The sequence below is a fragment of the Streptomyces sp. NPDC107538 genome, from assembly GCF_055657445.1.
In genome coordinates, this window is the sequence record NZ_JBVKAY010000011.1 from 144,950 (window position 1) to 159,679 (window position 14,730).

General features: G+C 75.4%; 2 protein-coding genes and 1 pseudogene. All 3 read right to left on the reverse strand.

The annotated features are described in order from the left end of the window. Positions 1-52: 52 nt before the first annotated feature. The 3 genes and pseudogenes from ACZ7MG_RS32095 to ACZ7MG_RS32105 all read right to left on the reverse strand — a co-directional run bounded on the left by ACZ7MG_RS32095 (position 53) and on the right by ACZ7MG_RS32105 (position 14,714). Positions 53-562 carry an SRPBCC family protein gene (locus ACZ7MG_RS32095; protein WP_471381505.1) on the reverse strand — a complete coding sequence of 170 codons (510 nt, stop codon included), beginning with the start codon at positions 560-562 and terminating at the stop codon, positions 53-55. A 91-nt stretch (positions 563-653) separates the two neighbouring features. Further along, positions 654-8,504 (reverse strand): annotated as a pseudogene (locus ACZ7MG_RS32100) (type I polyketide synthase); the annotation flags it as partial. Between the two features lie 3 nt (positions 8,505-8,507). Beyond that, the gene (locus ACZ7MG_RS32105) at positions 8,508-14,714 is read right to left on the reverse strand and encodes a type I polyketide synthase (protein WP_471381507.1); all 6,207 of its coding nucleotides are present in this window, start codon (positions 14,712-14,714) and stop codon (positions 8,508-8,510) included. Positions 14,715-14,730: the final 16 nt, after the last annotated feature.

The window sequence follows — 14,730 nt, forward strand, 5'->3', positions numbered from 1 at the left end:
TCCTCTCCTGCTGATGCTTCGGTCGGTGTCCGTGCGGTGGTGCGCGCGGGGGTCAGCGGCCGGCGGCCACGGCCGCCATGTGGGCGGGCAGGCCGTCGATGTGCGAGCGGGCGGTCGGCTCCAGGACGAGCCGCTTCAGCACGGGCTTCAGGTACGACCACGGGCGGTTCAGCTCACCGGCCCACTGCCAGGTGAGCCGGGAGCCGTCGGGGGTGGCCTCGACGACGTAGTCCTCCACGAGGTGCCGGAACAGGGTGCGGGTGCTCGCGACCACGGTGAACGTCTTGCGGTGTCCCTCGTCCCAGCGGTAGAAGCGCTCCCGCAGGACGAACCCGCCGAGCGTCTCGACCTCCCGGGTCGTGCCGACCCCGAACGGCCGGGGAGAGGTCCAGGTCAGCCGCTTCACGCCCTTCGTCCAGTGCGCCGGACCGCTGTCGTCGGTCAGCGCCGCCCAGGTCTCCTCGGCCGGGTAGGGGATGTCGACGGAACGCGTCATGTAGAGGGACGCGGTGGACAGAAGCGCGTCGTCGGCCGCTTCGACCGGGTACCAGCGGGTGGGCATCGGGGGTGTCCTTCCGGAGTCTGCGAGGGGAGAGAGTGAAGGGGAGCGGGAGGGGTCAGTGGGGTAAGGGCGCGAGGTGGGTGTGGACCGCGTCGAGCGTGGTCGCGGCGTGGGCGGTGAGCATCGTGAAGTGGTCGCCGGGCACGTCCACCTCGACGGGCGCGGGGCTGCCGGACCACCGCGCCCGCCAGCCGGACGCGGGGAACCCGGGCTCCGGCAGCGGCTCCGTCGCGCGGATCTGGAGGGCCGGCACGTCGATGTCGGCCGGGTGCCAGTCCGCGAAGACCCGGGCGATCCCGCCCATCGCGGTCAGCACGGTGTCGTCCAGGAGGGCGGCGGCGCCCTCGGCGGTAGCCCCGGCGGAGGCGGAGGCGTCGACCATCCCGCGGCCGATGTACTGCCCGATGTGCGGCAGTACGGGACTGCCGGGCGTGTAGCTGTCCAGGAGGACCAGGGTGACGGGAGGCCGGCCCCGGCGCACCAGCTCGGCGGCCACGGCGTGGGCGAGCCACCCTCCGGCGGAGTGGCCGAGGAGCGCGAAGGGCCCGCCGTCCACGCACTGTTCGACGTCGTCGGCGTGCAGCCGGAGCAGCGCGTCGAGGTCGGCGGGCAGCGGTTCGCCGGCGATGAAACCGGGCGCGGGCAGCACCCACACGTCCCGCCGACCGCGCGCGCCCGCGGCGAGCCGGGCGTACTGGTGGGCACCGGACCTGCCCGCGAACGAGGGGAAGCACACCAGCGCGGGTCCGTCGCCGCCGCGCGTCAGCCGCACCGGCGCGGGCCGCCGTACCCGCCCGGCCTCGACGTCCGCCGCGTCGAACGTCTCCCGGAAGCGGGCGGTGTCCTGGAGGAAGGCGGTGAACTCGGCGAAGCGGCCGTCCTTCGCGGCCCGCGCGGCCAGCGAGGAGAGGACGCCCGCGCCGGCCGGCTCCGGGCCGGACGCGCCCGTCGTGGGGGTGGGGGACTCCCCGGGTTCCTCGTCCCCCGGCGCGGGGAGCAGCGCGGCGGTGACCAGCAGGGTGTGCAGATGGGCGGCGAACCCGTCGAGCGTGGGGTGTTCGAAGAGGGCCGTGGACGGGAGCCGGGCTCCGGTGGCCGTCTGGAGCTGGGCGCGGATCTCCGCGGCCATCACGGACTCGATGCCCAGCTCGGGAAGGCTGAACGCCGCCTCGACGTCGGCGGTGTCGGTGTGCCCGAGAGCCGTGGCGACCTGCCGGGCGACCAGGGCGCGCAGGACGTCCGTGCGGGCTTCGGCCGTGAGCGGGGCCAGGCGCTCGTGGAGCCGGGCCGCCGCGTCGTCGGCCGGCCGCTCCTCGCCCGCGCCGCCCGTCGTGGAACCCGCCGCCGGGAGTGTGCCGTCCGGCCAGAACCGGCGGCTCTGGAACGCGTACGTGGGAAGGTCGACATGGACGGCGGCCGGGAGGTCCAGGACGGCGGACCAGTCGACCCGCACCCCGCGGACGTGCAGCCGGGCCAGCGCCTCGAACGCGCTCTGCCGCTCCGGGTGGTCGCGCCGCAGCAGCGGCACAGCGTCGACGGGCGGGCCGGGGCGCTCGGCCGCCGCGTCCCGGACCAGCGCCGTCAACACCCCGCCCGCGCCCGGCTCGACCACGGTCGTGACCCCGGTGTCCAGCAGCGCGCCCACGACCTCGCGGGCACCGGTCTCCTCCCGCACCCGGCCCACCCAGTACGCGGCCGTACCCACCTCCCCGGCCGCGCCACCCGACGACAACGCGATACGCGGCGGCCGGAAGCCCAGCGTGTCCACCACCCGCCCGAACTCCTCCAACGGGTCGCCGGTCCGCGCCGGGTGCGCCGCTTTCGTTGGGGGGTCGTCCTGGCCGGGGGTCGCTTGTGCGGACCGGGCGCGCTTGCCGGGGGTCGTGTGCGGGGGCTGGTCGTCTGTGTCGGGGGTCGTGTGCGGGGGCTGGTCGTCCGCGCCGGGGGTCGTGTGCGGGGACCGGTCGTCCGCGCCGGGGGCTGTGTGCGAGGGCTGACCGTCTGCGCCGGAGGTTGTGTGCGAGGGCTGATCGTCTGCGCCGGGGGTCGTCTGCGAGGGCTGGCTGTCCTCGGCGGAGGGCGCCCGCGACGGTCGGTGGGCCTCGTCGGAGGGGGGCCGCGACGAACGGTGGGCCTCGTCGGAGGGGGGCCGCGACGACCGGTCGGCCTCGCCGGAGGCGGCCCGCCGTAGCCGGGCGCGTGCCGCGACCAGGCGGCAGGCGTCCTCGGCCGACAGCACGCCCGCCGCGTACGCGGCCGTCAGCTCGCCGACCGCGTGGCCGCCCAGGATGTCCGGGACCACGTCCCAGGACTGGAGCAGCCAGAACGACGCGGCACCCACGGCGAACAGCGCGGCCTGGGCGTACGCCGCCTCGTCCAGCAGGGCCGCCGCCGGGGTACCGGCCTCGGCGAACAGGACCTCGCGGAGCCCGGGGCGCGGCGCGCCGCTCTCCGAGGACAGCTCGCGGTCCGAGGCCTGGGTCGGCTCAGGCGGGGCCACGTCGCTCGTCGCGGCCGGCCCGTGGCCCGGCGCCTCGCGTGGCTCGGGCCGGGCCGCGTCGCCCTCGGGGCCGAGTTCGCGGTCCAGCAGGGCGCACAGCTCGTCCAACGCCCGGGCGAAGACCGGGTACCGCTCGTACAACTCCCGTCCCATGCCCGGGAACTGGCTGCCCTCGCCGGGGAACAGGAAACCGAGGCGGCCGGTGGCGGGTGTACCGCGCACCAGACCAGGGACCGACCCGCCCGACGCCAGGGCCGCGAGGCCCGCGTCGAGAGCGGAACCGTCGGCGCCGACGACCACCGCGCGGTGCGGCAGGGCGGCACGGGAGAGGGCCAGCGTCCCGGCCACGGCGGTCAGATCCGTCCCGGGCCGCGCGGACAGATGCGCCCGCAGCCGCTCCGCCTGCGCCCGCAGCGCCGCCGCACTGTGCGCCGACAACAGCCACGGCAACGGCCCCGGCACGGCCGCTGGCCCTGCCACGGCCGCTGGCCCTGCCACGGCAGCTGGCCCCGGCACCGACGCTGGCCCCGGCACGGACGCTGGCCCCGGCACGGACGCTGGCCCCGGCACGGACGCCGGCCCCGGCACGGCCGCCGTCGCGAGGGCCCCGGCCACGGGGGGCGCCGCGTCCTCCTCGGCCTGCGGACTCCGAGCCATGGAGCTCGCCATGTCCCCCTGGGCCCGTGGACTTGCGTTCGCAGCCCCTGACGCGTCCCCCTCGGCCCGCGGCCCATCAGCCACGGGCATGGTGACGTCGCCCTCGGTTCGCGGCCCATCGGCCACGGACACCGTGACGTCGCCCTCGGCCTGCGGCTCCTCAGCCACGGCCACCGCGAAGTCCCCCTCGGTCCGCGCCCCCTCGGCCCGCAGCTCCTCACGCCCCGCCCCCGTCACGCCCCCCTCCGCCTCCGCAAGGCATCCCTCCCGCGGCGGCTGTTCCAGGATCACGTGGGCGTTCGTGCCGCTGATGCCGAACGCCGAGACGCCAGCGCGTCGTGGGCGACCGGTGTCCGGCCACGGGACCGCCTCGGACAGCGGTTCCACGGCACCGGCGGACCAGTCCACGTGGGGGGTCGGCTCGCTCAGGTGCAGGGTGCGCGGGAGTGTGCCCCGCTCCATCGCCTTCACCATCTTGATCACACCGGCCACACCGGCGGCGGCCGCCGTGTGCCCGATGTTGGACTTCACCGACCCCACCCACAGGGGTCGTTCGGCGGGCCGGTCCTGCCCGTACGTCTCCAGCAGGGCCTGCGCCTCGATCGGGTCGCCCAGCGTCGTGCCGGTGCCGTGCGCCTCCACGGCGTCCACGTCGGCGGGGGAGAGCCCGGCGTTGGCCAGGGCCTGGCGGATGACCCGCTGCTGGGAGGGGCCGTTGGGCGCGGACATCCCGTTGCTGGCGCCGTCCTGGTTGGTGGCGGTACCGCGTACGACGGCCAGGACACGGTGCCCCTTGCGCCGGGCGTCCGACAGCCGCTCCAGCAGCACCAGCCCGATGCCCTCACCCCAGCTCGTACCGTCGGCGTCGGCCGAGAACGGCTTGCACCGGCCGTCCGCCGACAGCCCGCGCGTCCGGCTGAAGCCGATGAACGCCTCCGGCGTCGCCAGCACGGTCGCACCGCCCGCCAGCGCCATCTCGCACTCGCCCGCCCGCAGCGACTGCGCCGCCAGATGCAGCGCCACCAGCGACGACGAGCACGCCGTGTCCACCGTCACCGCCGGGCCCTCCAGCCCGAAGGTGTACGAGATCCTGCCGGACAGCACGCTGGCCGCGCCGCCCGTCATCAGGAAGGCCTCGACGCCCTGCCGCGCGGACGTCTGGGCCACCAGCGTCGGATAGTCCTGCCCGCTGATGCCCGCGAAGACGCCGGTACGGCTGCCGCGCAGGGTGGTCGGGTCGATACCGGCGTGCTCGAACAGCTCCCAGGACGTCTCCAGCAGCAGTCGCTGCTGCGGGTCCATGGCGAGGGCCTCGCGCGGACTGATGCCGAAGAACGCGGCGTCGAAGCGGTCGACGCCGTCGATGAACCCGGCCTCACGGGTGTACGTGTGCCCGACGCGCTCCGGGTCGGGATCGTAGACCGCCTCCACGTCCCAGCCGCGGTCCTCGGGGAAGAACGAGATCGCGTCGGTGCCGTCCGCGACCAGCCGCCACAGATCCTCCGGCCCCCGTACGCCTCCGGGGAAGCGGCAGGCCATCGCGACGATCGCGATCGGGTCACCGTCCACGCCGTCCACGCCGTTCATGGCGTTCATGCCGCTCACGGACGCGTCGGCCCGTACGACCGGTGCCCGTTCCCGGCCGCCGGAGAGCCGGTCCAGCAGATGCCCGGCGAGGGCCCGGGGTGTCGGGTAGTCGAAGACGACGGACGCGGGCAGCCGGGTGCCGGTCGCGGCGCGCAGCCGGTTGCGCAGCTCCACCGCGGTCATCGAGGCGTAGCCGAGGTCGTCGAAGGTGCGGTCGGGCGCGACGGGGGCCTGGTGGCCGAGCACGGCCGTGGCCTCCTCCACCACCACGTCCAGCAGCAGGTGCCCCCGGTCGGCCTCGCTCAGCCCGGCCAGCCGACGGGCCAGGTCCGTTCCCTCGGCGCCGCCCCCCGCTTCCTGACCGGCGCCCGCGGACGCGAACGCGGGGACGGCGCCCAGGTGCGCGGGGACGGTGTCCGCGGGCCCGGCGTCCACCCAGTAGCGCCTGCGCTGGAACGGATAGGCGGGAAGGTCCAGAACCCGGCCGGGCGGTGTCGTGAACCCGCTCCAGTCGACGGGCAGTCCATGGGCGTGGGCCTGCGCGGCGGAGGTGAGGACACGGGGCCAGCCGCCCTCGTCACGGCGGAGGGTGCCGGTGACGAAGACATCGCGCTCCGCCTCCTCCGCGTTGGCCTCCAGGGCGAGCGTGAGCACCGGGTGGGGGCTGCACTCGACGAACGCCGTGTGGCCCTCGGCGAACGCGGTGCGGACCGCGTCGATCAGCCGGACGGGCCGGCGGAGGTTGGCGTACCAGTAGGCGGCGTCGAGGCCGGCCGTGTCGAGGAGTTCACCGGTGACCGTCGAGTAGAACGGCACGGCGCTCGCACGCGGGGTGACGCCCGACAGGGCCCGTACGAGGTCGTCCTCGACCGGTTCGACGTACGGGGAGTGCGACGCGTAGTCGGCGTCGACGCGGCGGGCGCGGATCTCCTTCTCCTCGCAGAGGGCCACGAGTTCGTCGAGGTCCCGCGGTTCCCCGGCGACGACCGTGGCCGCGGGACCGTTGAGGACGGCGACGGACATCCGCCCCTGCCAGGGCGCGATCAGCTTCTCGGCCCGCTCCGCCGACGCCGCCAGGGAGACCAGCCCGCCCTGCCCGGACACGGCCAGCAGGACCTGGCTGCGCAGCGCGACGATCCTGGCCGCGTCCTGAAGGGTGAGCGCTCCGGCGACGACGGCGGCGGCGATCTCGCCCTGGGAGTGGCCGATGACGGCGGCGGGTTCGATGCCGAGGGAGCGCCACAGGGCGGCGAGGGAGACCATCACCGAGAACAGCGCGGGCTGTACGACGTCGGAGCGGGAGATCCGCTCCCCGCCGCACAGCAACTCGGTCAGCGACCAGTCGACGTACGGGGCGAGGGCGGCCTCGCAGTCGGCGATGGAGCGGGCGAACACCTCCGAGGTCTCCAGGAGTTCGGTGGCCATGCCGATCCACTGGGAGCCCTGGCCGGGGAAGACGAACACCGGGCGCTCGTACGTGCCCTGCCCGGTGACGACCCCGGGAGCGGCGGCACCGGTGGCCAACGCCTCCAGTCCTGCCCGGAGTTCGACCCGGTCGGTGCCGAGGACCACCGCGCGGTGGTCGAGGGCGGCCCGCTGGGTGAGGAGGGCGTGCGCGACCTCGCGTACGTCCGGCAGCTCGTCGAGACGCGCGGCCAGACCCTCGGCCCGGCCGCGCAGCGCGGCGGTGTCGCGCGCGGAGAGGACGAGCGGGACGACCGGCGTGACGGGGGTCCTGCTGGGCGGCTCCGGGGTGTCGTCCGTCGTCTGTTGGGGGGCTTCGGCGGGCGCCTGCTCCAGCACCACATGCGCGTTGGTGCCGCTGACGCCGAAGGAGGAGACGGCGGCGCGGCGGGGCCGGTCCGTCGCGGGCCACTCCCGCCGCTCGGTCAGCAGTTCCACCTTGCCCGCCGACCAGTCCACGTGCGGGGTCGGCGCGTCGACGTGGAGGGTCGCGGGCAGCACGCCATGCCGCAGGGCCATGACCATCTTGATGACACCGCCCACTCCGGCGGCGGCCTGCGTATGCCCGACGTTCGACTTGAACGAGCCCAGCCACAGCGGCTGTTCACGGTCCTGGCCGTATGTCGCGAGCAGCGCCTGCGCCTCGATCGGGTCGCCGAGCGTGGTGCCGGTGCCGTGCGCCTCGACGACGTCCACGTCGGCCGGGGCGAGGCGCGCGTCGGCGAGGGCCTGCCGGATGACGCGCTGCTGGGAAGGCCCGCTGGGCGCGGTCAGGCCGTTGGAGGCGCCGTCCTGGTTGACGGCGGAGCCACAGACGACGGCCAGCACCCGGTGCCCGTTGCGCCGCGCGTCCGACAGCCGCTCCAGGACGAGGACACCGGCGCCCTCGCTGAAGCCCGTACCGTCGGCGGCGGCGGCGAAGGCCTTGCAGCGGCCGTCCGGTGCCACGCCACGTTGGCGGGCCGTCGCGGTGAACATGCCGGGCCCGGCCATCACGGTCGCGCCACCGGCCAGGGCAAGTTTGGTCTCGCCGCGCCGCAGCGACCGAACGGCCACGTGCAGGGCGGCCAGCGACGCCGAGCACGCCGTGTCGACGGTCAACGCCGGGCCCTCGAAACCGAAGAAGTACGACAGCCGCCCCGACAGGACGCTCGCCGCGAGACCGCCGATCAGATAGCCCTCCAGCTCGGGGGCGCGCCGCACGAGCGCCGCGTAGTCCTGCTGGCCCGTGCCCATGAACACACCCGTACGGCTGCCCCGCAGCGTCGTCGGGTCGATACCGGCGTGCTCGAACGCCTCCCACGCGGTCTCCAGCAGCAGCCGCTGCTGCGGATCCATGGCGAGGGCCTCGCGGGGGGCGATGTCGAAGAAGGCCGCGTCGAAGTGGCCGGCCTCGTCGAGGAACCCGCCCTCCCGGTTGTACGTCGTCCCCGGCACATCCGGGTCCGGGTCGTACAGCGCGTCCAGGTCCCAGCCCCGGTCGGCCGGGAACGGGGTCATCGCGTCCCGGCCCTCCAGGACCAACTCCCACAGCCCGTCCGCCGATTCGACCCCGCCCGGGTAGCGGCAGGACATGCCGACGACGGCGATCGGCTCGCCCTCGACGGACTCCAGCTCCGTCAGCCGCGTGCGGGTCTGCCGGAGGTCGGCCGTCACCTTCTTCAGGAAGTAGCGGAGCTTGTCCTCGGTGGTCTCGCCGTTCGCCACGGTGGCGCCGTCCTCTCTGTTCCGCACGGGTCAGGAGATCCCGAGTTCGTTGGTGATGAAGTCGAAGACCTCGTCGTCGTCGGCCGAGTCGAGGTGCAACGCCCCCGCGTCCGCCGGTGGTTCGGCGGGCGCCGCCGGACGCACGTCCCAGTCGGCGACGACCGCGCTCAGCCGCGCCGCTATCCGGGCACGGTCCGGGTGATCGGCGGCGACGGCGGCCAGGGAACGCTCCAGCCGGTCGAGTTCGGCCAGCAGCGGCTCGGCCGAGGGGATGTCGTCCCGCGGCAGCGCGCCGTCCACGTACCGGGCGAGCGCCTGTGCCGTCGGATGGTCGAAGACGACGGTCGCGGGCAGCCGGAGGCCGGTGACGGCGCCCAGGCGGTTGCGCAGCTCCACGGCTGTGAGCGAGTCGAAGCCCAGGTCGTTGAAGGCGCGGCCCGGTGCGACGGCCGAGCTGTCGGTGTGCCCGAGCACCTCGGCGACCGTACGGCGCACCACATCGAGGAGGATCCGCCGCCGCTCCTCCGCGTCGACCCCGACGAGCCGCCGCAGTTCCCCGGAGGCGTCCTGTCGTACCGGCACCTCGGCCCCGGGTGTCGGCGTGGCGGGCGGGCGCACCAGCCCGCGCAGCAGCGCGGGAACGGAGCCACCCGCGCCGTGCGACGCGGCTGTGTCGAGGTGCACCGGGAGCAGGGTGCGGTGCTGCCACTCCCGATGTGCCGTCAGGGCCGTGTCGAGCAGGGCGAGTCCGTCCTCGGCGGACAGCGGGAGGACACCGGAGCGCCGCATACGCCGCACCGCCGTCTCGTCCAGCCGCGCTGCCATGCCCGCGTCCCACGCGCCCCAGGCCAGCGAGAGCGCGGGCAGCCCCAGGGAGGCGCGATGGTGCGCGAGGGCGTCGAGGAAGGCGTTGGCCGCCGCGTAGGAACTCTGGCCCGCCGCGCCGAGCGTGGCCGTGGCCGAGGAGAACAGGACGAAGGCGGCCAGGTCCCTGTCCCGGGTCAGCTCGTGCAGATGCCAGGCCGCGTCGAGCTTCGGGCGCAGTACGGCGTCCACGGTCTCGGGGGTGGCCGCGTCGAGCACACCGTCGTCGACGACACCGGCCGCGTGGATCACGGCCGTGAGCGGGTGCGTGGCGGGAATCCGGTCCAGTACGGACGACAGCGCGTCGCGGTCGGCCGCGTCGCACGCCTCCACGGTCACCTCCGCGCCCAGCGCACCCAGCGCGTCGGCCAGCTCCCGGGCCCCGGCGGCCCGCGGCCCGCCCCGGCTCACCAGAACCAGCCTGCGCACGCCGTGCTCGGTCACGAGACGCCGGGCCACGAGGCCGCCGAGGGCACCCGTGCCGCCGGTGACGAGGACCGTGCCTTCGGAGTCGAGTCCCGGTGCGGGTGCGGGTGCGGGACCGGTCGAGGTCGGTGCAGGGGTGCGCGTGAGTCGGGGCGCGAGCAACATGCCCTTCCGCAGGGCGAGTTGTGGTTCGCCCTGGTCGAGCGCCGCGCGCCACGGGCCGACGTCCCGTGCCGTCGTGCCGTCCACGTCCAACAGGACGAACCGGTCGGGGTGTTCGGCCTGAGCGGCCCGGGTGAGCCCCCACACCAGGGACTGCCGCAGCCCTCGTACGGCGTCGTCGGCGCCGACGGCGACCGCGTCCCGCGTGACCACGAACAGCCGTGTCCCGGCGAGTCGTTGGTCCGCCGCCCAGGCCACGAGCCCGGCCCGCACCGCACGCTCGACGGCCCGGGCGGCGGACGGGACGTCCGCGTCGGCGGGCACCGATGCCGCGCAGTCCCACACCACCGCGCCGGGCACCGGCCGGCCCGCCGCCACGGCCGCCCCCAGCGCCGCCACATCGGCGAACGCCTCGTCGGCCAGTCCGTCCGGCAGCGCGCCGCCGCCCACGGCGACGACGTCCCGCACCGACCGGGTGGTGGAGGAAGAGGAGGAGGACGGCGACTGCCACGCGACCTGGAACAGACGGTCCGTGTGCGGCTGCCGTGAAGCGGCCCGCAGCTGCCCTGCCGAAACCGGCCGCGTCCGCAGCGCCTCCACCGACGCCACCGGCGCCCCGTCCGTGTCGGTCACGAGCACCGCGAGCGCGTTGTCCCCGACCGGCGAGAGCCGCACCCGCAACGCGGCGGCGCGGGTGCGGTGCAGCCGTACGCCCTGCCAGGCGAACGGCAGCCGTACCTGTTCGCCGGTGGCGCCGACCAGGGCCGGGTGCAGGGCCGCGTCCAGCAGCGCGGGATGTACGCCGTACCGGGCAGCCTCCGCCCGGAAGGGTTCCGGCAACTCCACCTCGCCGAACAGCTCCCGGTCCGAACGCCACATGGCACGCAGCCCCCGGAAGGACGGCCCGTAGGTGAAGCCGTCGAGGGCGACGGCGTCGTAGAAGCCGGTGAGGTCCACCGGCTCGGCGCCGGGGGGCGGCCACGTGTCCGTGGGGCCGGCGTCGGTAACAGCCCCGGTGTCGGCAACAGCCCCGGCGTCGGCGGGAGTTCCGGTGTCGGCAGGAGCCCCGGTGCCGGCGGGAGTTCCGGCGTCGGCAACAGCCCCGGCGTCGACAAGAGCACTGGCATCGGCAGTAGCCCCGGTGTCGGCAGTAGCCCTGGTGTCGGCAGGAGTCCCGGCGTTGGCAACAGCCCCGGCGTCGGCAGGAGTCCCGGCGTCGACAGGAGCCCCGGCGTTGGCAAGAGTCCCGGCGTCGACAAGAGTCCCGGCGTCGGCAGAAGCCTCGGTATGGGCCCGAGCCCCGGTATAGGCGGGAGCCCCGGTATCGGCGGGAGCCTCGGCACCGGCGTCCGACAGCACCCCTTCCGCGTGCCGTGTCCAGGGCGGTGCGACGGCCTCGCTCCCAGCGGGCGCGGCGGCCGCGGGCGCGGTGGCCGGCCGGGAGGTCACGGTGAACCGCCGCCGTCCGTCGCCGTCGTCCGGTCCGACGGTGAGCCGGAGGTGCACGGCCTCGTCCTCGCCGAGGATCAGCGGGCTCTCCTGGACCAGTTCCTCCACCGTGCCGCAGCCCGCCGACCGGCCCGCGTGCAGGGCGAGTTCGAGGTACGCGGTGCCCGGGACCACGGTCGAGCCCAGCACCACGTGGTCGGCGAGCCAGCCCTGGGCCCGGGACGACAGCCGGCCGGTGAGGACCAGCCCGCCGCCGTCCGCCGGGGTGAGCAGGGCACCCAGCAACGGGTGCCCGGCCGGGTCCAGCCCCAGATCCCCCGGCTCGACCGGCGCCGCAGAGCCGGAGGGCAGCCAGTAACGCTCGCCCTGGAAGGCGTACGTCGGCAACTCCAACGGCAGCCGCCGCCCGGCACCCGCACCCGTACGGGCACCGGCACCGGCACCGGCACCGGTGGCGTCGAGGAGCGCCCGCCAGTCCACGGGGACACCCCGGACGTGCGCCTCGGCCACGGCGGTGAGGACCGTGCGGGCCTCGGCGCGGTTGCGGCGCAGCAGCGGCAGGGCGAGGACGGCGGAGCGCTCCTCCTCGGGCAGTACGGCGGCGGCGCCCTCGCGGGTCATCGCGGAGAGCACCCCGTCCGGCCCCAGCTCCAGGAAGGTGCGCACCCCCGACTCCAGCAACGTGCGCACACCGTCGTGGAAACGCACCGCCTGACGGACATGTCGCACCCAGTGGTCGGGGGAGCGGATCTCCGCCGCGGTCACCGGGCGGCCGGTGACATTGGAGACGACGGGAATCTGCGGGTCGTTCGGGTTCAGTGACGCCATGGCCGCGCGGAAGGCGTCGAGCATGCCGTCCATACGCGGTGAGTGGAAGGCGTGGCTGACGGCCAGTTCCCTCGTCCGCCGTCCCCGGGCGCGCAGCGCCCCGGCCACCGCGCGCACCACGTCCTCGTCGCCCGACACGACCACGGCGGCCAGGCCGTTGACGGCGGCGACACCGGCCAGGTCGGTGTGGCCCGCGAGTAGTTCGGCGACCTCGTCCTCGGTGGCCTGCACGGCCGCCATCAGCCCGCCGGCCGGGAGTTCCTCCATGAGCCGGCCGCGTGCCGCCACGGCGGTGACCGCGTCCTCCAGCGAGAAGACACCCGCGACATGCGCGGCGGCCAGCTCGCCGACGGAGTGGCCGAGGAGATGACCGGGACGCAGCCCCCAGGACTCGACCAGCCGGTACAGGCTCACCTCGACGGCGAACAGCGCGGCCTGCGTCCACCGCGTACGGTCCAGCAGCGCCGCCCGTTCGGACCCCGCGTCGGCGAAGAGCACCTCGCGCAGCCGCAGGTCTGCCCGCTCGGCGAACAGCGCGCAGATCCGGTCCAGGGACTCGGCGAACACCGGCTGGACGGCGTACAACTCCCGCCCCATGGCGGCCCGTTGCGCACCCTGGCCGGTGAACAGGAACGCCGGATCGGTGCCCCGCGCCGCCGTGCCGGTGACGACCCGGCCGGGCTCGGCCGGACCGGCGCCGCGCAGCGCGTCCAGGCCCGCGAGCAGCTCCTCCCGGCCGGTTCCGATGATCACGGCCCGGTGGGCGAGGCTCGCCCGCTCGACGGCCAGGGGCAGCGCGAGCGCGGCCGGATCGAGGTCCGGGTGGGCGAGGACCGCGTCCCGCAGCCGCTCGGCCTGGGCACCCAGGGCCCGCGGATCGGCGGCGGACAACTGCCAGGGGACGAGCGCCGGGACGTCCACCCGGCTCTCCTCACCACCGGCCGCGCCCCGCCCGCCACCCTCAACGGCGGCGCACTCCCCGCCGTTCTCCTCGCTGCCGCTGCCGCTGCCGCTGCCGCTGCCGCTGCCGCTGCCTTCCCTGTCGGCCTCCTCGCCGACCTCCTCCGCCCCGTATTCCTCGGCCTGTTCCAGAACCACGTGCGCGTTGGTCCCGCTGATGCCGAAGGACGACACCGCCGCGCGGCGCGGCCGGCCGGCCGCGGGCCACTCCCGCCGCTCGGTCAGCAGCCGTACCGTGCCGCTCGACCAGTCGACGTGCGGGGTCGGCTCGTCCACGTGCAGGGTCGCGGGCAGGACGCCGTGCCGCATCGCCAGGACCGTCTTGATGACCCCGGCGACACCGGCCGCGTGCGAGGTGTGCCCGATGTTGGACTTCGCCGAGCCCAGCCACAGCGGCTCCGCCCGGTCCCGGCCGTACGTGGCGAGCAGTGCCTGCGCCTCGATCGGGTCGCCCAGCTGCGTGCCGGTGCCGTGCGCCTCCACCGCGTCCACGTCGGCGGGGGAGAGGCGCGCGTCGGCGAGGGCCGCCCGGATCACCCGCTGCTGGGCGGGGCCGCTGGGCGCGGTCAGGCCGTTGGAGGCACCGTCCTGGTTGACGGCACTGCCCCGCAGCACGGCCAGCACCCGGTGGCCGTGGCGGCGCGCGTCCGACAGCCGCTCCACCATCAGCACCCCGACACCCTCACCCCAGTTGGTGCCGTCCGCGGCGGCGGCGAACGCCTTGACCCGTCCGTCGGACGCGAGCCCGCGCTGCCTGCTGAACTCCACGAACAGGAAGGGGGAGGCCATCACCGACGCCCCGCCGACCAGCGCCAGTTCGCACTCGCCGTCCCGCAGCGACCGCGCCGCCAGATGCAGCGCCACCAGCGACGCCGAGCACGCCGTGTCGACGGTGATCGCCGGACCCTCCAGCCCGAGCGTGTACGCCAGCCGGCCGGAGGCGACGCTGGTCGTGGTGCCGGTCAGCACATAGCCCTCGGTGCCCTCGGACGCGGCCCCCGCCCCGGTGCCGTAGCCGAGCTGTGCCGCGCCGACGAACACGCCCGTACGGCTGCCGCGCAGCGACGTCGGGTCGATACCGGCCCGCTCGACGGTCTCCCACGAGGTCTCCAGGAGCAGCCGCTGCTGCGGGTCCATGGCGAGGGCCTCGCGCGGGCTGATCCCGAAGAAACCGGCGTCGAACCGGCCCGCGTCCCGCAGGAACCCGCCGCCGCGCCCGTAGGTGCGGCCCGGCCGGTCCGGGTCCGGGTCGTACAGCGACTCGACGTCCCAGCCCCGGTCCGACGGGAACGGGGTGATCGCGTCCCGGCCCTCGACGAGCAACTGCCAGAACTCCTCGGGCGAGCAGACTCCGCCCGGGAACCGGCAGCCCATCCCGACGACGGCGATCGGCTCCTGACGGGCCTCCACCAACTCCCGGTTCCGCTCCTGGAGGCGCTTGTTCTCCTTCACGGAGTGGCGCAGCGCCTCCGTCAGCCGCTCGGTCCGCGTGCCCGGCGTGCCCGGCGTACCCGGCGTACCCGGCGTGTCGTGTGTGTCCCGCGTCACGGGGATTCCCTCTCCG